General features: G+C 62.5%; 26 protein-coding genes. 9 read left to right on the top strand and 17 right to left on the bottom strand.

Features of this window, described 5'->3' with window-relative positions; all coding sequences use genetic code 11:
* Positions 1-2: 2 nt before the first annotated feature.
* Positions 3-908, bottom strand: coding sequence for a 5-dehydro-4-deoxyglucarate dehydratase (gene kdgD, locus LZK81_RS13260; protein ID WP_046608796.1), 906 nt, complete (start codon positions 906-908; stop codon positions 3-5).
* A 75-nt stretch (positions 909-983) separates the two neighbouring features.
* A complete protein-coding gene (locus LZK81_RS13255; protein WP_046604024.1) occupies positions 984-1,736 on the bottom strand; it encodes a FadR/GntR family transcriptional regulator in 753 nt (250 codons plus the stop codon).
* 214 nt (positions 1,737-1,950) lie between these two features.
* On the opposite strand from LZK81_RS13255, the gene LZK81_RS13250 reads away from it, so the two are divergent.
* Both LZK81_RS13250 and LZK81_RS13245 read left to right on the top strand, forming a co-directional pair.
* On the top strand, positions 1,951-2,745 hold the full coding sequence (locus LZK81_RS13250; protein WP_046625878.1) for an NAD-dependent epimerase/dehydratase family protein: 795 nt from the start codon (positions 1,951-1,953) through the stop codon (positions 2,743-2,745).
* 103 nt (positions 2,746-2,848) lie between these two features.
* The gene (locus LZK81_RS13245) at positions 2,849-3,826 is read left to right on the top strand and encodes a S1C family serine protease (RefSeq protein WP_233953581.1); all 978 of its coding nucleotides are present in this window, start codon (positions 2,849-2,851) and stop codon (positions 3,824-3,826) included.
* Between the two features lie 38 nt (positions 3,827-3,864).
* Here the strand turns inward: LZK81_RS13245 and LZK81_RS13240 are convergent, their stop codons facing one another.
* The 7 genes from LZK81_RS13240 to LZK81_RS13210 all read right to left on the bottom strand — a co-directional run bounded on the left by LZK81_RS13240 (position 3,865) and on the right by LZK81_RS13210 (position 9,780).
* Positions 3,865-4,605: a tyrosine-protein phosphatase gene (locus LZK81_RS13240; protein ID WP_233953580.1), complete on the bottom strand. Its 741-nt coding sequence runs from the start codon at positions 4,603-4,605 to the stop codon at positions 3,865-3,867.
* A 1-nt stretch (position 4,606) separates the two neighbouring features.
* On the bottom strand, positions 4,607-5,470 hold the full coding sequence (locus tag LZK81_RS13235) for a carbohydrate ABC transporter permease (protein ID WP_233953579.1): 864 nt from the start codon (positions 5,468-5,470) through the stop codon (positions 4,607-4,609).
* Positions 5,460-6,410: a carbohydrate ABC transporter permease gene (locus LZK81_RS13230; protein WP_052756729.1), complete on the bottom strand. Its 951-nt coding sequence runs from the start codon at positions 6,408-6,410 to the stop codon at positions 5,460-5,462. Before LZK81_RS13230 ends, LZK81_RS13235 begins: the two co-directional genes overlap by 11 nt.
* An 80-nt stretch (positions 6,411-6,490) precedes the next feature.
* A complete protein-coding gene (locus LZK81_RS13225) occupies positions 6,491-7,798 on the bottom strand; it encodes an ABC transporter substrate-binding protein (RefSeq protein WP_233953578.1) in 1,308 nt (435 codons plus the stop codon).
* Between the two features lie 22 nt (positions 7,799-7,820).
* Positions 7,821-8,663 carry a metallophosphoesterase family protein gene (locus LZK81_RS13220; RefSeq protein ID WP_233953577.1) on the bottom strand — a complete coding sequence of 281 codons (843 nt, stop codon included), beginning with the start codon at positions 8,661-8,663 and terminating at the stop codon, positions 7,821-7,823.
* A gap of 95 nt (positions 8,664-8,758) precedes the next feature.
* Complete coding sequence (locus tag LZK81_RS13215; RefSeq protein ID WP_233953576.1) at positions 8,759-9,394, bottom strand: TetR family transcriptional regulator; 636 nt, start codon at positions 9,392-9,394, stop codon at positions 8,759-8,761.
* Between the two features lie 68 nt (positions 9,395-9,462).
* Positions 9,463-9,780, bottom strand: a complete 318-nt coding sequence (locus LZK81_RS13210; protein ID WP_233953575.1) for a hypothetical protein — start codon at positions 9,778-9,780, stop codon at positions 9,463-9,465.
* A 186-nt stretch (positions 9,781-9,966) separates the two neighbouring features.
* Between LZK81_RS13210 and LZK81_RS13205 the strand changes: the two genes are divergently transcribed.
* On the top strand, positions 9,967-10,581 hold the full coding sequence (locus tag LZK81_RS13205) for a DUF922 domain-containing Zn-dependent protease (protein WP_418936439.1): 615 nt from the start codon (positions 9,967-9,969) through the stop codon (positions 10,579-10,581).
* Positions 10,582-10,649: 68 nt separating this feature from the next.
* Here the strand turns inward: LZK81_RS13205 and LZK81_RS13200 are convergent, their stop codons facing one another.
* Complete coding sequence (locus tag LZK81_RS13200) at positions 10,650-11,555, bottom strand: DMT family transporter (protein WP_233953574.1); 906 nt, start codon at positions 11,553-11,555, stop codon at positions 10,650-10,652.
* A gap of 87 nt (positions 11,556-11,642) precedes the next feature.
* Here LZK81_RS13200 and LZK81_RS13195 point away from each other — a divergent pair, with 87 nt between their 5' ends.
* Positions 11,643-12,572, top strand: a complete 930-nt coding sequence (locus tag LZK81_RS13195; RefSeq protein WP_233956548.1) for a LysR family transcriptional regulator — start codon at positions 11,643-11,645, stop codon at positions 12,570-12,572.
* 69 nt (positions 12,573-12,641) lie between these two features.
* On the opposite strand, the gene LZK81_RS13190 is transcribed toward LZK81_RS13195, so the two are convergent.
* The 5 genes from LZK81_RS13190 to LZK81_RS13170 all read right to left on the bottom strand — a co-directional run bounded on the left by LZK81_RS13190 (position 12,642) and on the right by LZK81_RS13170 (position 17,869).
* The gene (locus LZK81_RS13190) at positions 12,642-13,526 is read right to left on the bottom strand and encodes a polysaccharide deacetylase family protein (protein WP_233953573.1); all 885 of its coding nucleotides are present in this window, start codon (positions 13,524-13,526) and stop codon (positions 12,642-12,644) included.
* A gap of 18 nt (positions 13,527-13,544) precedes the next feature.
* Positions 13,545-15,248: a dipeptide ABC transporter ATP-binding protein gene (locus LZK81_RS13185; RefSeq protein ID WP_233953572.1), complete on the bottom strand. Its 1,704-nt coding sequence runs from the start codon at positions 15,246-15,248 to the stop codon at positions 13,545-13,547.
* A complete protein-coding gene (locus tag LZK81_RS13180; RefSeq protein ID WP_037083410.1) occupies positions 15,245-16,120 on the bottom strand; it encodes an ABC transporter permease in 876 nt (291 codons plus the stop codon). Before LZK81_RS13180 ends, LZK81_RS13185 begins: the two co-directional genes overlap by 4 nt.
* A complete protein-coding gene (locus LZK81_RS13175) occupies positions 16,120-17,091 on the bottom strand; it encodes an ABC transporter permease (RefSeq protein ID WP_233953571.1) in 972 nt (323 codons plus the stop codon). Before LZK81_RS13175 ends, LZK81_RS13180 begins: the two co-directional genes overlap by 1 nt.
* Positions 17,092-17,167: 76 nt before the next feature.
* A complete protein-coding gene (locus LZK81_RS13170; RefSeq protein WP_233953570.1) occupies positions 17,168-17,869 on the bottom strand; it encodes a creatininase family protein in 702 nt (233 codons plus the stop codon).
* Positions 17,870-18,073: 204 nt separating this feature from the next.
* Between LZK81_RS13170 and LZK81_RS13165 the strand changes: the two genes are divergently transcribed.
* The 3 genes from LZK81_RS13165 to LZK81_RS13155 all read left to right on the top strand — a co-directional run bounded on the left by LZK81_RS13165 (position 18,074) and on the right by LZK81_RS13155 (position 21,261).
* Positions 18,074-18,634: a MarR family winged helix-turn-helix transcriptional regulator gene (locus LZK81_RS13165; protein WP_046608801.1), complete on the top strand. Its 561-nt coding sequence runs from the start codon at positions 18,074-18,076 to the stop codon at positions 18,632-18,634.
* Positions 18,631-20,223 carry an ABC transporter substrate-binding protein gene (locus LZK81_RS13160; protein WP_233953569.1) on the top strand — a complete coding sequence of 531 codons (1,593 nt, stop codon included), beginning with the start codon at positions 18,631-18,633 and terminating at the stop codon, positions 20,221-20,223. Before LZK81_RS13165 ends, LZK81_RS13160 begins: the two co-directional genes overlap by 4 nt.
* Before the next feature lie 87 nt (positions 20,224-20,310).
* Complete coding sequence (locus tag LZK81_RS13155; RefSeq protein WP_233953568.1) at positions 20,311-21,261, top strand: isoaspartyl peptidase/L-asparaginase family protein; 951 nt, start codon at positions 20,311-20,313, stop codon at positions 21,259-21,261.
* Positions 21,262-21,334: 73 nt separating this feature from the next.
* Here the strand turns inward: LZK81_RS13155 and hppD are convergent, their stop codons facing one another.
* Positions 21,335-22,450: a 4-hydroxyphenylpyruvate dioxygenase gene (gene hppD, locus LZK81_RS13150; protein ID WP_233953567.1), complete on the bottom strand. Its 1,116-nt coding sequence runs from the start codon at positions 22,448-22,450 to the stop codon at positions 21,335-21,337.
* 124 nt (positions 22,451-22,574) lie between these two features.
* On the opposite strand from hppD, the gene LZK81_RS13145 reads away from it, so the two are divergent.
* The gene (locus tag LZK81_RS13145; protein WP_046625897.1) at positions 22,575-23,054 is read left to right on the top strand and encodes an Lrp/AsnC family transcriptional regulator; all 480 of its coding nucleotides are present in this window, start codon (positions 22,575-22,577) and stop codon (positions 23,052-23,054) included.
* Here the strand turns inward: LZK81_RS13145 and LZK81_RS13140 are convergent.
* Complete coding sequence (locus tag LZK81_RS13140) at positions 23,051-23,527, bottom strand: MarR family winged helix-turn-helix transcriptional regulator (protein WP_233953566.1); 477 nt, start codon at positions 23,525-23,527, stop codon at positions 23,051-23,053. The two genes, LZK81_RS13145 and LZK81_RS13140, sit on opposite strands and share 4 nt — an antisense overlap.
* Positions 23,528-23,606: 79 nt before the next feature.
* Between LZK81_RS13140 and hmgA the strand changes: the two genes are divergently transcribed.
* A complete protein-coding gene (gene hmgA / locus LZK81_RS13135; RefSeq protein ID WP_233953565.1) occupies positions 23,607-24,968 on the top strand; it encodes a homogentisate 1,2-dioxygenase in 1,362 nt (453 codons plus the stop codon).
* The last annotated feature ends 67 nt before the right edge of the window (positions 24,969-25,035 follow it).

The following is a 25,035-nucleotide window of genomic DNA, read 5'->3' as shown; positions in this document are numbered from 1 at the left end:
GATCACCGCTTCCAGGGGCCGATGAGCTTCAGGAGCATCTCTTCTTCTTCCGCCGTCAGGTCGTCGAGCGGCGGGCGCACCTTGCCGGCGTCGAAACCCTGCAGGCGCACGCCGGCCTTGATGGCCGAGACGGCATAACCCTTGCGGCGGTTGCGGATCGCCATGAAGGGATAGAAGAAGTCCTTGAGGATCTCCTCGCAGCGGGCACGGTTGCCGGCGCGTAGCGACTTGTAGAAATCGACCGCAAGGCCCGGCACGAAGTTGAAGACCGCCGACGAGTAGGTCGTGAAGCCGGCGCCGAGATAGGCTTCGGCGAAGAGCTCGGCCGTCGGCATCCCGCCGAGATACATCAACCGGTCGCCCATGGTGGCGGTGATCTGCCGGACAAGCCCGATATCGCCGCTGCCATCCTTGAAGCCGATCAGGTTAGGGCACTCGTCGCAGAGGCGCTGCAGAGTATCGACCGACAGGATCGAGTTGTCGCGGTTATAGACCATGACGCCTATTCCAACCGACTGGCAGATGCGCTTCACATGCTGGTAAAGACCTTCCTGCGGCGCATCGATCATGTAATGCGGCAGCAGCAGGATGCCGTCGGCGCCGGCCTTTTCGACCGCGCGGGCCATTTCGACGCCGACATGGGTGCCGAAACCGCAGCCGGAGACGATCGCGGTCTTGCCTGCGGCTTCCTTGGCGGCGGAAACAATGCCGGGAACTTCATTGGGGGACAGCGAGAAGAATTCGCCCGTGCCGCCGGCGGCAAACAGGACCGGTGCATCGAAGCCCGACAGCCATTCCACATGGCGGCGATAGCTTTCCGGCTGGAACTGGCCTTCCTTGTCGAAATGGGTGACGGGAAAGGACAGCAGGCCGGCACCAAGTGCGACCTTGATTTCTTCAGGCGTCATCATGCGGATTTCCTTTGTAAGCGTCTCCTCCAGACAAAAATTGTCGTACAGGTTGCGCTGACTTGTGTCAACAAGTCATCTTACAGATTCACGGAGCTCCCGGAGCAGGGTGCGATAGCGCAACTGCGAACCGCGAAGATGCCGGCGCATGGCATCGCGGGCGCGGTCTTCGTCGCCGTCGGAAATCGCCACGACGATGGCGTTGTGCTCTTCATCGAGCAGCTTGATATAGGTCGCCTGGTCGGCCTCCGAATCGTCCGGGCGCAGGGCTGCGCGCGGGATCAGGCTGCGGCCGATCATGGTCAGGAATTCGCGGAAGCGGGGATTGTTGGTCGCCTCGGCGATAGCCAGATGCAGGGCAAAGTCTGCCTCGCTGGTCGGTTTCGCGGCCTCGAGACAGGCGCGGACAGCATAATGACGATCGAGAATGACCTCTTCCTGTGCGGGGGAGCGGCGAAGGGCGGCGAGCCCCGCAGCCTCGACTTCCACCGCGGTTCGGAGCTCCAGGAGCTCGATCATCGAGGATACGCGGGCGAGATCGATATTCGAGAGGGAGAGCATGACCGGCTGCGCGTTACGCGAAGGCTCCAGCACGAAGACGCCGGCGCCCTGACGCGCTTCCACCAACCGGTCGGCGCGCAGCGATGCGATAGCCTCTCGCACGACAGTGCGGCTGACGCCATGCGCCTCGGTCAGCTGTGCTTCGCTCGGCAGGCGGGAGCCCGGTGGAAACTGGCCTGCCGCAATCGCCTGGCGCAGCGTTTCTCCGAGGCGGGAAACAAGCGTCCTCGATCCCTTGCCGGTATCGAGTCTGGTTTCAACGCTCATTCGTTCCTCCCTGCGCAGCGGCGCATCACAATATCGCGTCAACTAATACGTCTAATACGTCAAGTCGAGCGCCACTCCAAACGGGCTCCAACTTATTGACCAGGTTTCATCAACATGTATGATAAGTATCGACGCTTGTCACGAACAAGTTGGCCGACAGACTGGCCTTCACTGGATTGCCGCGGCCAATGCGCCGCTTTCGGAGGATGATTTCTTGAAAAGACTTTTGATCACCGGTGCCGGCGGCGGCCTCGGACGCGCCATGCGCTCGCGTCTCGCCGGTTTTGCCGAAACGCTTCGCCTCTCCGATATCGTCGATCTCGGCCCCGCCGGCCCCAATGAAGAAATGGTCGTCTGCGACCTCGGCGATGCCGACGCCGTCATGAAGCTGGTCGAAGGCTGCGACGGTATCCTGCATCTCGGCGGGGTTTCGGTCGAGGACAAGTTTTCGAAGATCCTCAACGCCAACCTGCTCGGCCTCTACAATCTCTACGAAGCGGCCCGCGCACATGGCCAGCCGCGCATCCTGTTCGCCAGCTCCAACCATGTCGTCGGTTTCTATCGCCAGGACGAGCATATCGACGTCAAGGCTCCGATGAAGCCGGATGGTCTCTACGGCGTTTCGAAATGCTTCGGCGAGGCTCTGGCGCGGATGTATTTCGAGAAATTCGGCCAGGAGACGGCGCTCGTCAGGATCGGCAGTTGCTTCGAAAAGCCGATCAACCACCGCATGCTGTCCGGCTGGATGTCCTATGACGATTTTGCGTCCCTGATCGACTGCGTCTTCCGCGCGCCCATGCTCGGCTGCCCGATCATCTGGGGCATTTCCGACAATGACAGCAAGTGGTGGGACAATTCCCACGCGTCCTATCTCGGCTGGAAGCCCAAGGACAATGCCGAACGCTTCCGTGCCGAGCTCGATGCCAAGGGGCGTCCGGAACCGACGTCCCCGGCCGCTGTCTACCAGGGCGGCATGTTCACCCAGGACCCGATCTTCTCGGAGGAATGAGCCGGCCATTTGCCGGGTTCTTGTTTCCGCCTTTTAGGCCCACCACATCAGCTCCTTCTACAACCTTCCCCTTTCCAGGAAGGTGTTTTCCGGAGTTCTTGTGATGGGATTTATCGATATCAATCCTCCCGTCCCCGAGGATGGCGCGCTTCTCGACGCCTATTCGGAGACGGTTGCCGGCGCGGTCGACCGCGTCGGTCCTGCCGTCAGCCGCATCGAGCGACTCGGCGGCGTTGCTGGCCAAGGCGGCCACGGGTCGGGCTTTGCGATTTCGCCGGACGGCCTGATCATCACCAACCACCACGTCGTTTCCGACGCCAAAACTGTGCGTATCCGCAGCGCCAACGGGGCGGTCGGGCAGGGCAGCGTGCTCGGCCGCGACGCCGATACCGATATTGCGCTGGTGCGCGCCGACATGGACGTGCAGGCCTGGGCACGGCTCGGCGATTCCCAGAAATTGCGGCGTGGCCATATCGCCATTGCGATCGGCAATCCGCTCGGCTTCGACTGGTCGGTGACATCGGGCGTCGTGTCTGCGCTTGGCCGCTCGATGCGGTCTTCCACCGGCCGGCTGATCGACGACGTCGTGCAGACCGATGCGGCGCTCAATCCGGGCAATTCCGGTGGGCCGCTGGTGTCCGCCTCCGGCGAGGTGGTCGGCGTCAACACCGCAGTCATCCGCGGCGCGCAGGGCATCGCCTTTGCGGTCGCTTCCAACACGGCCAATTTCGTCGTGTCGGAGATCCTACGTTTCGGTCATGTGCGGCGCGCCTTCATTGGCATCGTCGTCGATACGACCGCGCTGCCGCGCCGCGTCGCGGTGAAGGCCGGGATGTCGCAGGAAACGACGGTGCGCATCCGCCGCATCGATGCGGGCAGCCCGGCTGACAGGGCGGGCTTGAAGGAAGGCGATTTCATCCTGGCCATCGACGGCCAGCCCGTCGGTGGCGCGGATGACCTGATCCGTCTGCTGGATGGGACCCGGATCGGCAAGGATACGCCGATCTCCGTGTACGACCTCGATTCTCGGATCGTCGATCGAGTTCTCGTTCCTGCCGCCCGGCCGCATAACGGCGCATGACGGCCCGATGAGGTTGTCGGCCGGGGTGCCTTCCCGTCTTAGGACAGACGGCTTCTCAACCGTGCCATCGCCGGCTCGTCGAGGCCGAGGCGGACGAGGTAGTCCCGCACGCTGCCGTAGTTCTTGCCGATATGGTCGAGCGCCTGGCGCATGCTGCGCGGTTCGGAGGCCAGAACGATATCGACGAGAGCTGCCGGCGTGCCGCGGCCGAGCGCGCGATCCCTGAGCCTCGCGATCAGCGGGCCGGAGATCGTCGCCGTCAGGGCGTAATCCTCGATAATGGTCGTCTCATCGACACCGGCGTTGGCGAGCAGCAGTGCCGAGATCACCCCGGTACGGTCCTTGCCGGCGCTGCAGTGGAAGAGCACGGCGCCTTCAGGCGCGTCGGCGATGGTTTTCAGGACTTCGGCGATGGCCGGCTGGCAGTCGTCGATTGCCTGGCAGTAACGGTCGCCCATGTCGAAGCTCACCGCGGCATTTGCCATCATCTCCACCGGCGCCAGTGCCGAAAACAGCGGCGTGTTGTGGTAGCGCACTTCGGCATGGCCCACGAACGGGTTGGCTTCTGCGGCGATCTCGTGGGCGTTGCGCAGGTCGATGACGGTGGTCAGTCCGTTGTCCAGCAAGGTGTCGATATCGGCCTCGCTCAAGGCGTGCAATGCGTCGCCGCGCAGGATCGAGCGCCAGCGGGTCAAGCCGCCGTTCGCCGTTCTGTAACCGCCGAGATCGCGGACATTATGGGCGCCTTCCAGCGCGATCAGGCGTTCGTAACTCAGCATATCAGCGGATTCCGGATTTCATGAAGGATTCAATGACGTGGCGCTGCAGGACCAGGTAGATGATCAGGATCGGCAGGCTGGCGAGTGCCGAGGCCGCCATCAGCGGCCCCCAGAGATTGCCCTCCTGGGTCATGAACATCTGCAGGCCGATCTGGACGACCGAGTTTTCCGGCTTTCGCGACAGGAGCAGCGGCCAGAAATATTCGTTCCAGGCAGAGATGAAGGCGATGATCGACAGGGAGGCGATCGGCGCGCCCATGTTCGGCACGACGATCTGCCAGAGGATCTTCCAGCTTCTTGCGCCGTCGATGCGCGCCGCTTCGAGGATCTCGGTCGGGAAGGAGCGCATCGCGTTGTAGAGCAGCAGGATCGCAAAGGCATGCGCCGCATTGGGCACGATGAGACCGGTCAGCGTGTCCAGGAGGCCGAGCCGCGAGGCGAGCACGTAGTTAGGGATCATCGTGACCTGGAAGGGCACCAGCCAGGAGAGCGCGATGAGCCCGTGGATGACGCCGGAAAGGCGCATGCGCCAGCGCACCAGCGCATAGGCCGCAAACAGGCCGGTCACGACCTGCAGAAGGGCGGTCGCTGCGGATACGATCGTGGTGTTGATCAGCATTCCGATCATCGGAATGCGGGTCAGCACGAAGACATAGTTTTCGAGCGACGGGTTGGACGGCCAGAGCGAAGTGGAGAAGATTTCGTTCTCCGGCCGGAGCGAGGTGACGATCATCCAGTAGATCGGAAAGATCGACAGGAAGGACAGGACGATCATGACCGCATGCACCGCCAGTCGGCGGACACCGCCGGATTTGGGACCGGCGGAGGCAAGCGAGGCAAGATCAGGGGAAGCGTCAATTGTCATAGACCGCGAACCTTTTCGTGAGCCACATGCAGCCCGCTGCAATCACCGCAAAACCGGCAAAGGCGATCATGCCGGCCGCCGAGCTCCAGCCGGCGGACATGGTCTGGAAACCGTATTCCCAGAGCAGGTAGAAGATGTTGGTGGTCGATTTCAGCGGGCCGCCATTTGTCAGCACGTTGATGTAGGCAAAGCTCCACTGCGCCCCGAACAGGATCGTCATCATCGACAGAAGCAGGATGGTCGGCGACAGCAGCGGCAGTCTTATATCGCGGATGATGCCCCAGCGGCTGGCGCCGTCGATGCGCGCCGCTTCGATATAGGAGGGGTTGATGCCGGCATTGGCGGCGGAAAACAGCAGGGTGGAAAAGCCGATCAGTTTCCAGCCGGTAATCCAGGTCAGCGTCGCAAGCGCGTATTTCGGGTCGGTCAGAAAGCCGATGCGGCCGAGACCGACCGTCTCCAGGCCGAGCGTGATCAGCCCCTGATCCTCGTTGAGCAGCCAGCGCCAGAGAATGGCCGCGACGACGGGCGCAACGATCATCGGCACGAAGATCAGCGCGCGGTAGATCGTGCGGGCTCGGCCTTCGAGGTCCTGGGTCCAGATCGCCACGAAGAGCGGAATGATCACCGACATCGGGAAGAGGCCGAGAATGTAGAAAAGCGTGTTCCAGAGGGCGGCGCGCATCTCGGGCAGTGCGAACAGGCGCTGGTAGTTGGTCAGGCCCACATAGCGCTGCGGCGCGGTCGGCAGCATGTTCCACTGGTAGAAGGAGAGCTGGAAGGCCTCGACCAGCGGCACATAGGTCCACATCATAAGGAGACACAGCGCCGGTGCCAGATAGAGCCAGGGCTGCACGGTGAATGTGCCACGCTGGCGGGCAGCCGCGGGCACCCGGGCAAGGGTGAGTGGTCTTGCGAGATCGGCCTGGATATCGGTCATGAAATTTCCCCGAAAGGACCCCTAAGGGACAATGACGCCGGGCGGGAAAGCGAGACCCGCCCGGCATCCCCTCGTGATGGTTACGGCATCAGGTCCTGGCCCTGGTCCTGGGCGGCTTTCAGCGTCGCGATCGGATCGCCCTTGCCGAAGACGGCTTCACGCACCGAGTCCATCATCATCTTCTCGACCTGGCGATAGTTCGGGCCAGGGAAGGCGACGTTGGCGGTGAGGCGGTTCAGCTGTTCCAGGTTGGCGCGGAACATCGGGTTTTCCTTGACCCAGGGGCCGAGGTAGTTCGGGTCGTCGACGATATCGAGGCGCAGCGGCAGGTAGCCGATCTTGCTGGTGATGACCGTGTAGGCTTCTTTGCTCGTCAGGTACTTGAGGAGCTCGTAGGCCGCGCGCTGCTTGGCCGGATCCTTGCTGAAGACGAACAGGGCGCTGCCGGAATTGGTCGGAGCGGTCGGCTTTTCGCCGAAGGATGGCATTGGGGCGATGCGCAGGTCGAATTTCCCTTGAGCGGCCTTCTTGTAGGAGCCAAGCACCGCGGTCGTATAGACGAACATGCCGAGATTGCCGGCGGCAAAGGTGTCCGAACCGCTGGCCGGGTCGATCTTGGCATGGGCACCGCTGTCGACCATGTCGCGCAGCATCTTGACCGCTTCGGCGGCATTCTTGTCCGCGTAAGTGAGCTTGTTGTCGTCGCGCACCTTGCCGCCGTTCGACATGACGATCGCCTGATAGACGAAAGTGCCGTCGGTCGGGCCGTAGGCGCCTGGGAAGAAGCCGTTCTTGCCGGTCTTTTCCTTGATCGCCTTGCCGGCGATGTTGACGTCGGCCCAGGTCTTGGGCGGGTTGTTCGGGTCGAGGCCGGCCTGCTTGAAAAGGTCGCCGTTGTAGTAAAGGACCGGCGTCGAGAAGGTATAGGCGAGACCGTAGGTCTTGCCCTCGACCTTGCCGAGTTCGAGGCCCTTGGGGATCATGCCGGCGAGATGGTCTTTCAGTTCCGCCGGGCGCACCATGTCCTCGAGCGCATTGCCGCCGAGGTCGGACGCGATGAAGATCAGGTCGCGGAAGGTCAGCTGGGCGACGTCCGGCTGCTTGCCGGCGACGATATCGGCCTGGACGCGGTTGATGATCTCGTTCGAGGGAACGGCGACCGTCTCGACCTTCACGTTCGGGAATTTCTTCTCGAAGCCGGCGATCAACTCTTTCGTGGCGTCGGCGCCAGCGCTCGCGGATGCGAGGTTGTAATTGTAGAAGGTGATCGTCACCGGCTTGTCGATGGTTGCCGGCATTTCGGCAAGCGCGCCGAGCGGCAGGCCAAGGGGCAACATCGAGGCGGCAGTGAGCGTCGCCATCAGCTTGAGCGTGGTTCTGCGCAGCATTTTGCGTGTCTCCGGGTGAGGGTTATTCAGCGGCGACGGGCATTGCCCGAGCCATCAGAAGTTCGAGCGGATAGGTGTTGAGCTCGGCGCGGTCGGACGGCAGCGGCACGAAGGCCATGGTGAGGCCCGACGGGCGGATGGTGCCGATGCCGAAGGAGGCGCCGCGCACCATGCGCAGGATATCGGTGCGCAGGATGTCGGTGGCGGCATGCTGGCCGGTGCCGACCACGACCGGGATGCCGTGCCAGACGGAGACGCGGTCGTGGTGGATATGGCCGCTCAGGATGCCGATGATGTTGCGGCCCTTCAGCAGCTCGCGAAAACGTTCCGACTGCGGAAAATGGATCGTTCGCCAGTGGGTGGCATCGGCTTCCTCGCCGAGTGCCGGCGGGTGGTGGACGACGATCAGCTTCGGCAAGTCGGGATGGCTGTCGAGCGTCGAGGCGAGCCAGTCGAACTGTTCCGGATCGATCGTGCCGCCGATCAGGCCCGGCGTCGTCGAGTCGATGGTGATGATGTGGATGCCGTCGATGATCGTGTCGTGGTCGTAGGGCGCATCCGGATCATGCGCCTCGATGCCCATGCCCTCGTAGAAGCCGGGACGGGTGTCGTGATTGCCGAGCGCGTAGATGACCGGCACGTCGATCCTGGCGTCGATGATCTCCTTCAGCCGGCGAAAACTTTCCGCATCGCCGCGGTTGGTGAGATCGCCGCTGGCGATGACGAATTGCGGCTTCGGCGTCACGGTCGCGACGAGATCGAGCACCTGGTGCAGCGTCTCGGTCGTGTCGCTGTGCAGATGGCTGTCGTCGGCGGTGCCGATGTGCAGGTCGGTCAGATGGATGAATGTGGTCTCGCGTCGCACCGGATGCCTCCATGGATGACGGTTTCGTCAGGAGGACCGTTAGAAGGGGTTTGTTTCGAGGGAGTGACGGATTTCGAATGCCGTTCGAAACCGGCTCAGCGACGGAACATCGGCGCGATCACCTCGACCATGCGGGCGATGACGATTTCCGGATCATCGAGGTCGATGCCGTAATTGGTCAGCACTTCCGTACGTGACCGCGAGCGGGTGACCTGGGAGCGGATGCCGAGCGCACAATTGAGCCGCCAGCCGATATCGACCTCATCGAGCCACGGCGCGATCCGCTTCAGATGCGGGACGAAAGCCCGGTGATGTTCGACGTTATCGATGATGCGGCGGTAATGCGGCGCGCGTTCCCGGTGGGTTTTCGCCATCGACGTGAAGTGCGACAGGACCGGATAACTGGAGGTCGGGTCGAGGCTCCAGCGGATCGACGGGCCGACCAGTGCTGCGATGACTTCCTCGACATCGGGCGGATCCGGCGCCCGGCGGTCTGCAGCTTTGCGCAGCAGGCTCAGCCGCTCGGCATTGAGCCGCCGGTAGACCCGCTCGGCGACGGCTGCCACCAGTTCTTCCTGGGAGCCGAAATGGTAGCTGATGGCGGAGGGTGTCGCATGCGCTTCGATGGCGATCCGCCGAGCGGTCAGATCCTCCAGAGCCTCGGCTTCGCAAAGCAGATGCTCGCAGGCATCCATGAGCCTCATGGCTGTGAGATTGGTTCGGCCGTGCATGAACTCACCCTCGATGAGGGCAGCCTAGACCGCTTCTGTGTAGGGTGGATGACAGTGCGGGAAAACGCCTAGGCCAAATCCGGGCGAGCCGTTTCCGTGTCGAGCGGGCGGGCGAAAGGCGCGGGCCAGGTGTCCCTTTCGTCCTCGCCATCCTGGCCATCGCGAAACTCGTCCATGCGATGCTTGATGGCCAGCGCATAGATCGTATCGAGGATGTTCCGGTCACGCAGGTGGGGATCGGTGAGGCCGAGCAGCGCCGCCCGGACGATCTTCCTGCTCGATGTTTTCGGGCAGCGTTTATTGACGAATTTGAACAAGGCGTCGTCCGTGAGGCCATCCATCGCGCCGTCGACCAGCGCCTCGTAAACCTTTTGCTTTTCTCCCACTACACTCCCCGCACTCAATCAAAATGACTATGTCACATAACTGTCATCATCCATTTTGAAGGAAATATGGCAAGGGGCCTGGAACAAAAGTTGTGAGGGATAGCGTTCACCGGACACGCTTGATGAATTGAAACGGCGCTGCGGCATCTCTAGTTTCGCCGCAGCAACGGGTTTGGGAGGAAAAGAGTGAGGATAGGTGCAGGAATTCTCGGTGCGGCGCTCTGCCTTGGGATGGTGCCGCTGAAGGCGTCGGCGCAGAGCGAGTGGCAGTCGGTCGAGCAGATCCAGACCTATTCTATCACGGGTGATTCCGGCGTCGATCTCTACGCTTCCATCGGCGAGCGTGGCCCGAAGATCGGCAAGGAGGTGCGCGCCATCGCCCATACCAATTTCAAGCTGACCTGGACCCGTGATTACCGGCCGCAGCCGGACGGCGCCTGTACGCTGGTTTCGGCGCGGCCAAAACTGATCATCACCTATACGCTGCCCAAGCCCGCATCGGCGCTTTCCTCCGAGCTCAAGAGGAAATGGGATGTCTTTTTTACCGGCGTCCACAAGCACGAACTGGTCCACGGCGTCATCATCACCGACATGGTGAAGGAGATCGAGCGGGTGAGCGTGGGGCTCAGCGTCGCCGACGATCCGAAATGCGCAAAGATCAGGACCGAACTGACCGCCAAACTCGGCGAGATTTCGAAGGCGCAGCAGAAGCGCAGCAGCGACTACGATCGGATGGAGATGGGCGAAGGCGGCAATGTCCACCAGCTCATCCTGCAATTCGTGAACGGAGCCGGCAGATAACCTCCGCACAGATTGATTCATCAGTTGGCTGGAAGCTATTGCTTTTCCTGATGAACTCTACGGCTGCACTATCTCTTGCGCATCACGTTGACGACGAGCACGCCGACGATCGCCATGACACCGCCGATCGCGCCGATCAGGGTCGGCACTTCGCCGAGCCAGAGAAAGCCGATCAAGGTCGCGGTCGGGGGTACGCCGTAGAGGAAATTGGCGGCCCGCGCTGCCGACAGCCGCTTCAAGGCGATCGCCCAGGTGACGTAGCCGATCGCGGTTGGGAAGAGCACCAGATAGGCGATGCCCCAGTTGACATCCGCCGGAGCGGCGGCAAGCGCCTGGAGGGTGGAGGGAACCGCCGGCAGCAGCGGAATGGAGCCGATCAGCATCAGCCAGGCGGTGACGGCCAAAGCCGGCATGCGGCCGAGGATCGGCTTCTGCAGCACGCTTGCAATCGCCGAGCAGAGGGCGGCGCCGAGAATGAGGATCGCGTTCGGATCGAGATCGAAGCCATCCTCGCCGGAGGCCGCGATCAGCGCCACGCCGGCAAAGGAGATCGCCGTTCCGACCCAGCCCCAGCGGCCGAACCGCTCGCCGAGTGCGAAAATGGCGATGAGCGCGGTGAAGACCGGCATGGTGTTGATGATGAAGCTCGCCGGCCCCGCCGCCACCGTTCGCTCACCCATGTTGAGGAGAACGGCATAGGCGGCGATGAAGAGCACGGCCGCGACGACGAGGCGGAGGATATCGCCCTTGGCCGGAAGGGCTGGCCGGGCAGCGGCAAGATAGAAAACCGCGATCAAGGCGGCCGGAACATAACGTGCCGTGGCGAGCTCGATCGGCGTCAGCGGCCCGAGCGCGATGCGGATCACGGCGAAGGACGAGGCCCAGAAAACGATGGTCACCAGGATCGCCAGGAAGGCGATCACATCAAATCCGTGTCTATCGTCTGTTCCAGAATTCATGGCGACCGTGCTCATCTCTTTCTCCCTCGAAGCGTGGAAGTCAGGATTTAGCGCTTCTTATCCGTGCTTGAAAAGCAACGCAATCGATGATCATATGTGCGTATGGTTCACAGCTCGCAGACTTTGCCACCACTTGATACACTTGAGACCTTTGCCCGCGCCGCGCGTCTCGGATCGTTTTCCGCGGCGGCGGAAGAGGGCGGCGTCACCCATGGCGCGGTCTCCCGGCAGATATCCCGGCTGGAACGCTGGATGGGCGTGCGGCTTTTCTCCCGCGAGGCTCGCGGTGTGACGCTAACTCCGGAAGGTACGCGTTTTTTCGCCCGCGCGGAGGAAGCGTTGGCTCTGCTCGGGGATACGGACGAGCGGTGGCTGCCCCGCCGCAACAAGACGGTCGTCCGGCTTTCGGTGACGCCATCGGTCGCCTCGCTCTGGCTGTTCTCGCGCCTGTCGAAGCTGGAGGCCAGCGATATCCACTTGGAGGTGATCCTGGAACATCGGCTGGCGGACTTCAGCGAGGGCATCGACCTGGCGATCCGTTGCGGCAAGGGGCCATGGGCCGGCGTGCGCAGCCTCCCGCTCTGGCAGGAGAAACTCGTGCCGATCGCCGCTCCGGCGGTTGCCGAACGTCTCAGCGGACGCACCGATGCGAAGTCACTGCTCGAACTGCCGATCCTGCACGATTCCAATATCGAGGCCTGGCGGCGCTGGCTGGCCGTCGAGAGTGTCGACTACGTGCCGCGCGGGCAGGACCGGCGGTTCGAGGATTATAACCTGGTAATCGACGCCTGCGCGCATGGCCTCGGCATTGCGCTCGCCCGGCCGCCGCTTGCGGACGCGGCGCTTGCCTCCGGCCGGGTCGTCGCCGTGTCCGACAGGACCATCGATCATCACGTCGCCTTCCACCTGATCCGCCCGAACGACGCGATGAAAGCTTCTGCCGCCGAGTTTGCCCGGCGCTTCCTGCAGGAGGCCGGGTTCGACGATACGGCGATTGCAGCCTTCATCGCGCCGGGGCGGGGGAAGGGATAAAACTAGGCGCCTACCGCATGCACTGAATACCGCCGATATCGGTAACCAGCGCAGCCTGGGCTGGAGGGCTCACACCCCGCCATTGTCTCTGGCAAATCGGGCAATATCCGCATGGGTGGCGAACCAGACGCCCTCGTGGCCCTGGATGTGCCTGATCAGATCCTCCAGCACGAATATGCGCGAGCGGTAACCGGACACATGCGGGTGCATGGTCAAAAGGAACAGCCCGCCTTCGATATAGGCGCGGTCGAATTCGCGCTTGAAGATATCGAGCACGGAGGTCGGCGGGGTGTAGGGGCGGAGCGCGGTAAACCGGTTCATGTTGAAATAGACCGCGTCGTCGCGGATCCATTCTACCGGCAGTTCGACCATGCCCGTCGGCTCGCCGTCCTCGACCAGTTCATAAGGGTCGTCATCGGCCATCAGCGAGGAATCGTAGATCAGCCCGAGTTCGCGCTCGATCTTCAGCGTCTCGTAGGAAAAGTCCCAGGAGGGCGTGCGCATGCCGACCGGGCGGATGCCGGTGATCTTTTCGAGCGTATCGGCGGCGCGGAAATGCAGTTCGCGCTCCTTGTCGGCCGGAACCTTGGTGTTCACCTCGTGGATCCACCCATGCAGGCCGATCTCGTGGCCTTCGGCGATGACGCGCCGCTGTTCGTCCGGATAAAGGAGGGCTGCGACGGCCGGCACGAAGAAGGTTGCCGGGACATCGGCATTCTTCAGCGTCTCGAGGATGCGCGGCACCCCCATGCGGTTGCCGTATTGCCCCTGGGACATGCGGCCGATCGATTCGCCGCCGTCGCGAAGCTCGTTGGTCTCGTGGTCGCTGTCGAAGGAAAGTGCGACCGCGCAGCGCGCGCCATCTTTCCAGGCCTTCGGCTTCAGCGAGCGGCCGGCTCGCACCTTGTTGACCTTGCCGCGCCAGGTGGCCTCGTCCCATTCCCAGGGTTCCATGTCCCATTCTCCCTTTTGTTATTCTGCCGCCTCAGGCAGGACCGGCACGGCTGCGAGCAGCCGCCTGGTGTAGTCGTGCTGAGGATCGGCGTAGATCGTCGATGCCACGCCTTCCTCGACGATCTTGCCCCGATACATGATCGCGACGCGGTCGCAGAGATGCCGGACCACCGACAGATCGTGGCTGATGAAGATCAGCGACAGGTCAAGTTCGGCGCGCAGGCGGATCAGCAGGTTGATGATCTGCGCCTGGATCGACACGTCGAGCGAGGCGACCGGCTCATCGCAGACAATCACATCCGGCTGCATGGCGAGCGCGCGAGCAATCGCGATACGCTGGCGCTGACCGCCGGAGAATTGATGCGGGAAACGGTTGGCGAAGGTGGGATCAAGCCCGACTGCCGCCAGCCAGTCTTTGACATAGGCGGGGGCTTCGGCGCGGGTCACCAGCTTGTGGGCCAGCGGACCCTCGGCGATGATATCGCCGATCCGCATGCGGCCGTTCAGCGAGGCGAACGGATCCTGGAAGATCGTCTGGATGCGGGTGGTGATTTTTCGCGCATTGCGGCCGTCGCTCATCACCGGCTTGCCGTTGAGGCGGATCGTACCTGCGGTGGGAATCGTGATGCCGGCCGCCATGCGGCCGAGCGTCGATTTTCCGGAGCCGGACTCGCCGACGAGGCCAAGCACTTCGCCGCGTTTCAGCGTGATCGAGACGCCGTCGACTGCCTGCACCACCGGCAGCGGCTGGGAAATGCCGGATTTGATCGCCAGGTTCCTGAACAGGCCCGCCGGTTTTTTGAAGCGTTTCATCGCATTGTCGATGACGAGATAGGGGCTGCCGAGCGGCGGCAGGTTCAATGTCGCCGACTTGCGCGGCGGCGGTGCCGCATCCGCGATGCCGCTGCCGCGCAGCAGCAATTGGCCGGGCTTGGCGCGCGAGGGCAGCGCGTCGAGCAGCGCCTTGGTGTAGTCGTGCTGCGGGCGGGTGAGCACACCGAGCGCCGGGCCGATCTCGACGATATTGCCGGACCTCATCACCGCGACGCGGTCGGCGATCGACGAGACGACGGCAAGGTCGTGGCTGATCCAGATCAGCGCGGTGCCGAGTTCGGCCACCAGCTCCTTCATCTCGGCGAGGATTTCAGCCTGGATCGACACGTCGAGCGCCGTTGTCGGCTCGTCGCAGATGATCAGTTTCGGCCGGTGAAGAAGTGCGATGGCGATCGCCACGCGCTGGCGCATGCCGCCGGAGAACTGATGCGGGAAGAAATCCACCTTGCGTTCCGGCTCGCCGATGCGGACCTGGGCCAGCGCCTTGATCGCTCTTTCGCGGGCATCCGAGGCGCTGATGTTCTCATGCGCTTCGAGGGCCAGCTTGATCTGGGTGCCGATGCTCAGCACCGGGTTCAGCGTCATCATCGGGTCCTGGAAGACCATCGAAATGGTCTTGCCGCGGATGGCGCGCAGTTCATGCGCGGAGAGGCCGATCAGTTCGCGGCCTTCGAGCTTGATCGAACCCTCGACGATGCGGCCGGGCTCGTCGATCAGGCCGATGATCGAGAAGCCGGTGATCGACTTGCCGGAACCGGATTCGCCGACGAGGCCGAGCACTTCTCCTGGCGCCAGCGAAAACGAGACACCGTCGACCGCCTTGATTTCGCCGCGGCCGCTCGGAAACCAGGTCTTGAGGTTGGTGACTTCGAGAAGGGGGCCAGTCATCGGCGGAGCCTCGGATTGAGCTGGTCGCGGATCTGGTCGCCGACGAGATTGAGCGAGACGATGAACAGGATCAGCGCCACGCCGGGATAGATCGAGATCCAGTAGCGGCCGGAAAGCAGATACTGGAAGCCGTTGGCGATCAGCATGCCGAGCGACGGTTCGGTCGGCGGCAGGCCGACGCCCAGGAAGGAGAGGGTGGCTTCCAGCGAAATGGCGCTCGCTACCTGCACCGTCGCAACGACGATCAGCGGCGGCAGGGAGTTGGGCAGGATGTGTTTCAGCACCACGCGCCAGGGCGACAGCGGGATGGAGAGCGCCGCTTCGACATAATCCTTCTGCCGTTCGGCGGATGCCGCGCCATGGGCGGTTCGGGCGAAATAGGCGTATTGGGCGAAGATCAGCGCCATGATCAGCTGGTAGCGGCCCTGCCCGAGAAGGGCAGCGATCACGAAGGCGAGCAGGATCGCGGGGAAGGAAAGCTGCAGGTCGACGATGCGCATGGCGAGGCTTTCGAAACGGCCGCCGATATAGGCCGCCGAGCAGCCGACCACCGCGCCGATGACGAAGGCGATGCCGCCGGCAATCACGCCCATCTGCAGCGAGATGCGCAGGCCATAGATGATCGCCGACAGCAGGTCGCGGCCTTGCGAGTCCGTGCCGAGCCAATGGGTGTAGCCGCCGGTGCCGACATAACCCGGCGCGCGCCGCGCATCGCGCAGCACCAGGCTGGTCAGGTCATAGGGGTCCTGTGGGGTGACCAGCGGCGCGATGATCGCGGTCAGGACGATCAGGAAAACGACGATCGCCGCACCGGTTGCGACCTTGTTGCGGAAGAATTCCTCTAGGAAACGGCCAAGCAGAGTATCGCGCATCAGGCACGTCCCTTTCGCAGGCGCGGATCGAGCAGCGCATAGGTGAGATCGACGATCAGGTTGATGACGATGAACAGGAAGGCGACGAGCATCAGGTAGGCGACCATGACCGGCCGGTCGAGCGAGGTGATGCTGTCGATGATCAGCTTGCCGAGACCGGGCCAAGAAAAGATGGTTTCGGTGACGACCGCAAAGGCGAGCGTCGAGCCCAGTTCCAGGCCGAAGACGGTGACGAGCGGGATGGAGATCAGCCGAAGCACATGCCGGCTCAGCACCGTGAATTCCGACAGGCCGGCGGCGCGGGCGAATTTCACCGTGTCGCTCAGCATCAGTTCGCGGGTGCCGGCGCGGGCGAGCCGGATCATCAGCGAGAACTTGAAGAGTGCGAGGTTCAGCGCCGGCAGCACGAGATGCGCGAACCCGTCGCCGGTGAGGAAGCTGAAATCGACGCCGAACAGGCTGACCGTCTCGCCGCGTCCGCCGGCCGGCATGCAGCCGCATTGCACGGCAAACACCATGATCAGCATCAGGCCGAACCAGAAGGTCGGCACCGAAAACCCGAGGATCGAAATCGCCATGATCGCGCGGGAAATCAGGCTGTGGGGCCGGTAGCCGGCATACATGCCGATCGGGATGCCGACGAGGCTGGCAAATAGAACGGCTGCCAGCGTCAGTTCCAGGGTGGCCGGCAGGCGGGTGAGGATCAGTTCGCTGACCGGGATGCTATAGACGAGGGAGCGGCCGAAATCGCCTTCGACGATCCGGCCGAGGAAGGCGAAATATTGTCGCCAGAGCGGCTGGTCGAGCCCGTACTGGGCAATCACCGCGGCACGGATGTCCTGCGTCGCATCCGGAGAGATCAGCACGTCGATGGGATTGCCGACGGCATAGACGCCGCAGAAGACCAGCGCCGACATCGCCATCACCACGATCGCCGCCTGCCACAGGCGTTGCAAGATGAAACCTAACATATGTTCCCCGTCTTATCCCTAGACCCGTCTTCTGCGGGTTTCGTGGTGCCCAGGTCTCCCGAAGGAAACCGGGCCGTCAGTGCCAGTCGTTTTCGAGAAGGTCGCGGGTTTCCGCGACGGCCACCTCCCAGATCGCCAGCATGTCCTCGTCGGGCCGCTGGTAGAGGCCGTGATAGTTTCCGTCGCCGAGCAGTGCGCGCTTGCGGGCCGCATCGACGCGGGCAAGGCCGGCGAAATCCACCTTCGGCTTGGAAGTCGTCGGCTGGCGCTGGTCTGTAGTGCGAGTCCAGGGGAAATTTTCCATCCAGGAGGCGTGCGAGGCGGCGGGATCGGTGTCCTGCACCTTTGCCCAGGTCTTGGGCGCCCGCCACCAGTCGTGGAATTTCACCGAGGCGTCTGGATGGGCGTTCAGCCATTCGGAAATGACGGCGGTTGCCGGCGTATTGCCGCCATGGCCGTTGACGATCAGGATGCGGCGGAAGCCGGAACGGTGGATGCTGTCCATCAGGTCGCGGATCACGCCGATATAGGTGGAGAGCGTCAGCGTCAGCGTGCCGGGGAAGGTCGCAAACGACGAAGCGAGGCCGTAGGGCACGACAGGGAAAACCGGAATGCCGAGCGGCTCTGCCGCGTCGAGCGAGACCTTCTCGGCAAGGATCATGTCGGTCGCGAGGCTGAGATAGGCGTGCTGTTCGACGCTGCCGATCGGCAGTATGCAGCGGTCATCCTCGGTCGCTCGTTCCGCCACCTGCATCCAGTTCATGTCCGCGATCTTCATAAATTCCCACCTGCATCCGCGCCGCGCAAAAATTGATCAAAATCTCGCATTTGCGCACAAAAAATGTGCCTTGACAGGCGCTGCGCCGATCAAGTGCAAAGTTCCATACGGAACTAAAAAAAAGAGATTGACAGCCAAATAACCTACCGTCAAGTTCCATACGGAACAAAATCCGGCGCGGGATTTCTGCGGGAGCTGACGGCGTTGCAATTGGAAATCTCATCCTTCGATGCGCTTCTCAGGCAGGGCGGCAAGGTGGCGGCCGGCAGTCATGGCGTCGATGATCTGGTGGCCGTGAAGCTGTGGCAGAACCCCTGCTGGCTTTCCTTCCGCATCAACTTCCTGGCGCTGCAATTCAACGAGCCGATCTATCGCTGGATCGAGAAGGAGTACGGGCTCGCCCGGCCGGAATTCGTGGTCCTGTATTCGCTCGGCCTTTCCGACGGGCTGACGGCAAGCACGATCAGCAGCTCTTCGGGCTTTCCGAAGAATACGATGAGCCGGGCGATCCAGAAGCTGATCGACAAGAACATCATCCGCCGCGAGGTCGATGCGGCGGATCTCAGAAGCTTCGTCCTTTACATCACCGACGAAGGAAAACGCATCGTCGACCAAGCCATGCAGCCGATGGTGGAGCGCGAAAAGGTCATGCTGTCGGGGCTGACGCCTGCCGAAAAGCTGATGCTCTCCGAGCTGCTGGCGAAGGTCGTCGTGGACTCACCCAACTGGCCCCCAATGATAAATATAGAGGAGAACGAAGAATGACGATTTTCAAGACATTCCGCACCGCGGCTCTCGCCGTCGTACTGCTCGGCAGCGTTTCGGGTGCTGCACTTGCCGCCGACCTGACCGTCGGCGTGCGCGCCGGCCCGCTGTCGGTCGATCCGCATTTCACCGCGGCCGGCACCCATGCCGAAGCGGTCAAGCATATCTATGACTCGCTCGTGAAATCCGGCAACAATCTCGAGCTCGAGCCAGGTCTTGCGACCAGCTGGACGGCCATCGACAATACGACCTGGGAGTTCAAGCTCCGTCCGGGCGTCAAATTCCATGACGGCTCCGACTTCACGGCCGAGGACGTCAAGTTCTCGATCGAGCGCATCCCGGCGGTCACAGGCCCGAACCCGACTACCATCTATGTCCGCCGCGTGCGCGGCATCGAGATCGTCGATCCCTTGACGATCCGCATCAAAACCGATGGCGCGGCGCCGAACCTGCCGAACGATTTCATCCGTCTGTTCGTCGTGTCGCACACGGCGGCCAAGGACTTTTCCGCCAACGCCGACAAGGCCTCGGAAGGCTTCAATTCCGGCAAGGCGGCGATCGGCACCGGTCCCTACAAGTTCGCCTCCTGGACGCCGAAGGAACAGCTCGTGCTGCAGAAGTTCGACGGTTACTGGGGCGCAAAGGAGCCCTGGGACAAGGTCACCCGCAAGGAAATCCCCAACGATGCGGCCCGCGTCGCACAGCTGAAGGCCGGTCAAGTCGACCTGATCTCGCGCATTCCGGCCTCCGACGTGCCCACGCTCGAGAAGGACTCCAAGCTCACCGTCGTGCGCCAGGACAGCGTCTACCTCTTCAACATCGCCTTCGATTTCCGTGAGAAGCCGCCGCAGGTCAGCGCCAAGGACGGTTCGCCGCTGCCGAAGAACCCCTTCCAGGATCCCAAGGTGCGCGAAGCCTTCGATCTGGCGATCGACCGCGAAACGATCACCGAGATCGCCATGGAGGGCATGGGGGCGGTCCAGTCGCAGCTCGTGACGCCGAACATCTTCGGCTGGAACCCGGCGGTCAAATCCACGAAAGCGGATCCGGCAAAGGCCAAGAAGCTGCTTGCCGAAGCGGGTTATCCGAACGGCTTCAAGGTGACCTTCTCCTTCACCAACGACCGCCTGCCGGGCGACAAGGATGTCGGCACGACGATTGCCCAGATGCTGACCGCGGTCGGTATCCAGGTGGAAGCGAACTCCCAGCCGGGCGCCGTCTTCTTCCCGGCCAACACCCGCGGCGACTACTCGATGACCATGTCGGGCTGGGGCACGCTGACGGGTGAATCGAACTACACGCTGTCGTCGCTCGCCCACAGCAACGACCCGGCGACCAAGCTCGGTGCCTTCAACCTGCGCGGCTATGTCAACAAGACCATGGACAAGCTGATCGAGGACGCCGCGATCGAGATGGACACCAAGAAGCGTGAAAAATTCCTGATGGACGCCAATGCGCTGATTTCGACCGACCGGCCTTATCTGGCGATCGCCTCGACGGTTTCTGCCTGGGGCATGAAGAAGGGCATCACCATCGTTCCCCGTTCCGACGAGGATACTTTGGCGATGAACATCCGTTCGGCGAAATAAGGCCTCCCACCACATGAGCAACCGGCCGGGCATCTTGCCCGGCCTTTTTTCTTAAAAGACTTCAAATTCAGACCGGGAGAACAACCGATGGGAAACATTGCGCTGGCGATCCATGGCGGCTGCGGCGTCATGGCAAAGCTCGACCTGACCGATGAGGAGTGGGCGGCCGCCCGTGTCGATCTCGGCCGGGCGCTGAAGGCCGGCTGGGACGTGCTGACCACAGGCGGAGCGGCGCTCGACGCGGTGCAGGCAGCCGTGGTTGTCATGGAGGACTCGCCGCATTTCAACGCCGGTTACGGCGCGGCGCTCAACACCAACGGCAAGCATGAGCTCGACGCTTCGATCATGGACGGCCGCACGCTCGAAGCCGGCGCAGTGACGCTGGTGCGGCGTATCCGCAATCCGATCAAGGCGGCCCGCAAGATCATGGAAAAGGGTGACGCGATCCTGCTCGGCGGCGATGCGGCCGACGATTTCGCCCGCGAGGCCGGGCTCGATATGGTCGAGCCGGACTATTTTACCACCGAGCGGCGCATCAGGGCGCTGGCGGCGATGAAGGCTCATGCGGCAGCCGGCACGGCGGCGAAAGCCAGCGAATCTGAAAAGCACGGCACGGTCGGTGCCGTGGCGCTTGACAGCGCCGGGCATCTGGCGGCCGCCACCTCGACCGGCGGCTACAACAACAAGCCGGAGGGCCGGATCGGCGACACGCCGATCATCGGCGCGGGCACTTATGCGCGCGATGGCGCCTGCGCCGTTTCCGGCACCGGCAAGGGCGAATATTTCATGCGGTATGCAGTCGGCCATGAAGTGGGCGCGCGTGTCTCCTATCTCGGAGAGAGTCTTGAAAAGGCGGCCTCCAAGGTCATCCAGGAAGACCTGAAGCAGCACAATATCGGGGCCGGCCTCGTGGCGGTCGGCGCCGACGGTTCGATTACCGCGCCTTACAACACGGACGGCATGTTCCGTGGCTGGGTGACACCGGAGGGTGAATTCTACGTCGCCACCCATGGCGAGGTTTTCCCGATCAAGCCCTGAGCCGGCAGAGCTTTCGACATGAAAAACCCGGCGGAACGACCGCCGGGCTTTCTACCCTCTGGAGCTGTTCTTGTTATTCGGCGGCTTGCTGCGGCTTCAACACGCCGCGGCGGATCTGGTCTTCCTCGATGGATTCGAAGAGTGCGCGGAAATTGCCCTCGCCAAATCCTTCGTCGCCCTTGCGCTGGATGAACTCGAAGAAGATCGGGCCGATCACCGTCTTCGAGAAGATCTGCAGCAGGATCTTGGTCATGCCGCCATCGATCACGCCTTCGCCGTCGATCAGGATGCCGTGCTTCTTCATCCGATCGATCGGCTCGTCGTGGCCGTGCACGCGGGTACCGGACATTTCGTAATAGGTATCCGGCGGGCCGGGCATGAATTTCAGCCCGTTGTCGGCAAGCTTGTCGGTCGCTTCGTAAATGCCGTCGGTGCCGACCGCGATATGCTGGATGCCTTCGCCCTTGTACTTCTTCAGGAATTCCTCGATCTGGCTGGTCTCGTCCTTGGACTCGTTCAGCGGGATGCGGATCTTGCCGCAGGGGGAGGTGATCGCCCGGCTCGTCAGGCCGGTGATGCGGCCGTCGATGTTGAAGAAGTGGATCTGCTTGAAATTGAAGAGTTCGCGGTAGAAGTCCCACCACTTGTCCATGTTGCCGCGATAGACGTTGTGGGTCAGGTGGTCGAGATAATAGAAACCAACACCTTCTGGCTTCGGGTTCTTTTCGCCGAGCCATTCGAATTCGGTCTCGTAGGCAGAGCCTTTTGCACCATAGGTCTCGATGAAATAGAGAAGCGAACCGCCGATGCCGAGGATGGCCGGCACGTCGAGTGTCTTGTCCTTGCCTTCATAGGGCGTTGCACCCTTGGCGACCGCGTGGTCGAAGGCATGTTTGGCGTCGACGACGCGCCAGGCCATGGCCGGCGCGCAGGGGCCGTGCTCGTCGACGAAGCCCATCGCATGGCTGCCCGGCTCGGCATTGATAATGTAGTTGATGTCGCCCTGGCGCCAGACGGTGATGTTCTTCGTCCTGTGCTTCGCCACCGGCTTGTAGCCCATGCGGGTGAACAGCTCTTCCAGCTTCTGCGGTTCCGGATGGGCGAATTCGACGAATTCGAAACCGTCGGTGCCGGCCGGATTGTCGGCGGTGATCTGCGAAACCGGTGCGTCGTGCGGGAAAGGACCCATGGAAAATTCCTCCTGATAGTCACCTGACATGATGGTGCAGGAGAGGTGCATTGTGCTTGCAATCTTTGCCAGGTTCTGCTGGATTTATGCATGAACTGTGCGGGATTTAAGAATTGGATGCATGATGGACGCGCTGGACGGATATGACCTGAAGATCCTGAGCCATCTGCAGATCGACGGCCGGCTGACCAATAACGAATTATCGGAACTCATCGCTCTTTCGCCGTCGCAATGTTCGCGCCGGCGAGCGCGGCTCGAAGGCGAGGGGTTCATCCAGACCTACCGGGCCCATCTCAACCGCCAGAAACTCGGCCTCGACCTGCTGGTCGTGATCGCCGTGACGCTCGCCACCCATAACCGGGACAACGCCAAGCGCTTCGCGCGCCTCGTCGAGGACCTGCCGGAAGTGCTGGAGTGTTTCTCGCTGACCGGCGAGATGGACTATCACCTGAAGGTGGTGACGCGCGATCTCGCGGGGCTGTCGCATTTCGTCAATGACATACTGCTGCCGCACGAGAGCGTGCAACATGTCAAAACATCGATCGTTCTCAGCGTGTTGAAGGATTTTGGTGGGATTCCGATTCAAAAGCCCGCCAAGGCTTAAAGGTCGTCCGGCTCCGGCAGTGTTCCCTTGCCCGAGCGGCGGACGACCGGCTCGATTGCCGCAAGGCCCGTGGATAAAGCCTCGATGCCGCTCTCGCCGATTTCCGCCTCCAGTTCGGCCTGATAGCGGCGGGCGAGCTCGATCAGTTCCCGGTAGGCCAGCTGCCCGGCGGCGGTCAGTTCCAGATGCTCGACCCGGCGGTCCGCTTCGTCCTGGCTGCGCTTCAGCCAGCGGCGCTGTTCGAGCGCGAAGACGGCGCGGCTGACCTTGGTCTTGTGCATGGAGGAATGCGCGCCGACCGCTTTCGAGGTCATGCGGCCCGAACTGCCAAGCGCCGCAAGCGTTCGCCATTCCGGCCGGGTCAGGCCGTATCTCGCCTTGTAATGGGCGGAAAAACGCAGGCCGACGAATTCGGCGGCGCGGTTGAGCCTGTAGGGGAGAAACTGTTCGAGTTCGAAACTATCGGTCGTCATGACGTTGATCGGGCGTTGATGGTTACAAAAATAATGGTTACGTTTACAACCATATCGTCATCATGGGAGGAAACAAGCCATGCTGGACAAGATCGATCCGAACGCCGCGTTTACCGGGGCGAATGCCGAGACGCTCGCCTATATGCCGGGCTTCGGCAATGATTTCGAAACCGAGAGCCTGCCCGGCGCCCTGCCGCAGGCGCAGAACAGCCCGCAGAAATGCAATTACGGGCTTTATGCGGAACAGCTCTCCGGCTCGCCGTTCACCGCGCCGCGCGGCACCAACGAGCGTTCATGGCTCTATCGTATCCGCCCGAGCGTGCGCCACACCGGCCGGTTCAGGAAGATCGACTATCCGCTGTGGAAGACGGCACCTCACATCGCCGAACATTCGCTGGCGCTCGGTCAGCTTCGCTGGAGCCCGGTGCCGGCGCCGACGGAAACGCTGAACTTTCTCGAAGGCATCCGCACGATGACGACGGCGGGCGATGCGCTCTCCCAATCGGGCATGGCGGCGCATGTCTATGTCTTCAACACCGACATGGTGGACGACTATTTCTTCAATGCCGACGGCGAGATGATGATCGTGCCGGAGACGGGGGCGATCCGCGTTTTCACCGAACTCGGCAAGATGGACCTCGAACCTTCGGAGATCTGCATCATCCCGCGTGGCACGATGTTCAAGGTGACCCGGCTCGGCGAGGAAAAGGTCTGGCGCGGGTATATCTGCGAAAATTACGGCGCCAAGTTCACGCTGCCGGATCGCGGCCCGATCGGCGCCAACTGCCTTGCCAATCCGCGCGATTTCAAGACGCCGGTGGCGGCCTATGAGGACAAGGAGACGCCCTGCCGCGTGCAGGTGAAATGGTGCGGTTCCTTCCATCTGACCGAGATCGGCCATTCGCCGCTCGACGTGGTCGCCTGGCACGGCAATTACGCACCGTACAAATACGACCTGCGCACCTTCTCGCCGGTCGGTGCCATCCTCTTCGACCATCCGGATCCGTCGATCTTCACGGTTCTCACCGCGCCCTCCGGAGAAGAGGGTACAGCGAATGTGGATTTCGTGATTTTCCCGCCGCGCTGGCTGGTGGCGGAGCACACGTTCCGGCCGCCCTGGTACCATCGCAACATCATGAGCGAGTTCATGGGCCTGATCGAAGGCCGCTACGACGCCAAGGAGGAGGGTTTCGTGCCGGGCGGCATGAGCCTGCACAACATGATGCTGCCGCACGGGCCTGACTTCACGGGCTTCGAAAAGGCCTCAAACGGTGAGCTCAAGCCCGTCAAGCTCGACAACACCATGGCCTTCATGTTCGAGACCCGTTTCCCGCAGCAGCTCACCAAATTCGCGGCCGATCTGGAAACGCTGCAGGACGATTACGTGGATTGCTGGTCAGGTCTCGAGCGAAAGTTCGACGGTACGCCCGGGATCAAGTGAGGCGGCGCTACATTACGGTTGCCTTCTGGCGCGATCTCCTCACATTCTGAGGGTAATACCAACGATA

This window comes from Neorhizobium galegae (assembly GCF_021391675.1).
GTDB lineage: Bacteria > Pseudomonadota > Alphaproteobacteria > Rhizobiales > Rhizobiaceae > Neorhizobium > Neorhizobium galegae_B.
Note: the sequence above shows the minus strand (reverse complement) of the source record. Positions and strands in the feature narration are given on the sequence as shown.

What these genes read in the sequence shown, in the direction of transcription:
- kdgD (WP_046608796.1), bottom strand. Translation starts at nt 908, where the DNA reads ATGACGCCTGAAGAAATCAAGGTCGCACTTGGTGCCGGCCTGCTGTCC.
- LZK81_RS13255 (WP_046604024.1), bottom strand. Translation starts at nt 1,736, where the DNA reads ATGAGCGTTGAAACCAGACTCGATACCGGCAAGGGATCGAGGACGCTT.
- LZK81_RS13245 (WP_233953581.1), top strand. Translation starts at nt 2,849, where the DNA reads ATGGGATTTATCGATATCAATCCTCCCGTCCCCGAGGATGGCGCGCTT.
- LZK81_RS13240 (WP_233953580.1), bottom strand. Translation starts at nt 4,605, where the DNA reads ATGCTGAGTTACGAACGCCTGATCGCGCTGGAAGGCGCCCATAATGTC.
- LZK81_RS13235 (WP_233953579.1), bottom strand. Translation starts at nt 5,470, where the DNA reads ATGACAATTGACGCTTCCCCTGATCTTGCCTCGCTTGCCTCCGCCGGT.
- LZK81_RS13230 (WP_052756729.1), bottom strand. Translation starts at nt 6,410, where the DNA reads ATGACCGATATCCAGGCCGATCTCGCAAGACCACTCACCCTTGCCCGG.
- LZK81_RS13225 (WP_233953578.1), bottom strand. Translation starts at nt 7,798, where the DNA reads ATGCTGCGCAGAACCACGCTCAAGCTGATGGCGACGCTCACTGCCGCC.
- LZK81_RS13215 (WP_233953576.1), bottom strand. Translation starts at nt 9,394, where the DNA reads ATGCACGGCCGAACCAATCTCACAGCCATGAGGCTCATGGATGCCTGC.
- LZK81_RS13200 (WP_233953574.1), bottom strand. Translation starts at nt 11,555, where the DNA reads ATGAGCACGGTCGCCATGAATTCTGGAACAGACGATAGACACGGATTT.
- LZK81_RS13195 (WP_233956548.1), top strand. Translation starts at nt 11,643, where the DNA reads ATGGTTCACAGCTCGCAGACTTTGCCACCACTTGATACACTTGAGACC.
- LZK81_RS13190 (WP_233953573.1), bottom strand. Translation starts at nt 13,526, where the DNA reads ATGGAACCCTGGGAATGGGACGAGGCCACCTGGCGCGGCAAGGTCAAC.
- LZK81_RS13185 (WP_233953572.1), bottom strand. Translation starts at nt 15,248, where the DNA reads ATGACTGGCCCCCTTCTCGAAGTCACCAACCTCAAGACCTGGTTTCCG.
- LZK81_RS13180 (WP_037083410.1), bottom strand. Translation starts at nt 16,120, where the DNA reads ATGCGCGATACTCTGCTTGGCCGTTTCCTAGAGGAATTCTTCCGCAAC.
- LZK81_RS13175 (WP_233953571.1), bottom strand. Translation starts at nt 17,091, where the DNA reads ATGTTAGGTTTCATCTTGCAACGCCTGTGGCAGGCGGCGATCGTGGTG.
- LZK81_RS13170 (WP_233953570.1), bottom strand. Translation starts at nt 17,869, where the DNA reads ATGAAGATCGCGGACATGAACTGGATGCAGGTGGCGGAACGAGCGACC.
- LZK81_RS13160 (WP_233953569.1), top strand. Translation starts at nt 18,631, where the DNA reads ATGACGATTTTCAAGACATTCCGCACCGCGGCTCTCGCCGTCGTACTG.
- LZK81_RS13155 (WP_233953568.1), top strand. Translation starts at nt 20,311, where the DNA reads ATGGGAAACATTGCGCTGGCGATCCATGGCGGCTGCGGCGTCATGGCA.
- hppD (WP_233953567.1), bottom strand. Translation starts at nt 22,450, where the DNA reads ATGGGTCCTTTCCCGCACGACGCACCGGTTTCGCAGATCACCGCCGAC.
- LZK81_RS13145 (WP_046625897.1), top strand. Translation starts at nt 22,575, where the DNA reads ATGGACGCGCTGGACGGATATGACCTGAAGATCCTGAGCCATCTGCAG.
- LZK81_RS13140 (WP_233953566.1), bottom strand. Translation starts at nt 23,527, where the DNA reads ATGACGACCGATAGTTTCGAACTCGAACAGTTTCTCCCCTACAGGCTC.
- hmgA (WP_233953565.1), top strand. Translation starts at nt 23,607, where the DNA reads ATGCTGGACAAGATCGATCCGAACGCCGCGTTTACCGGGGCGAATGCC.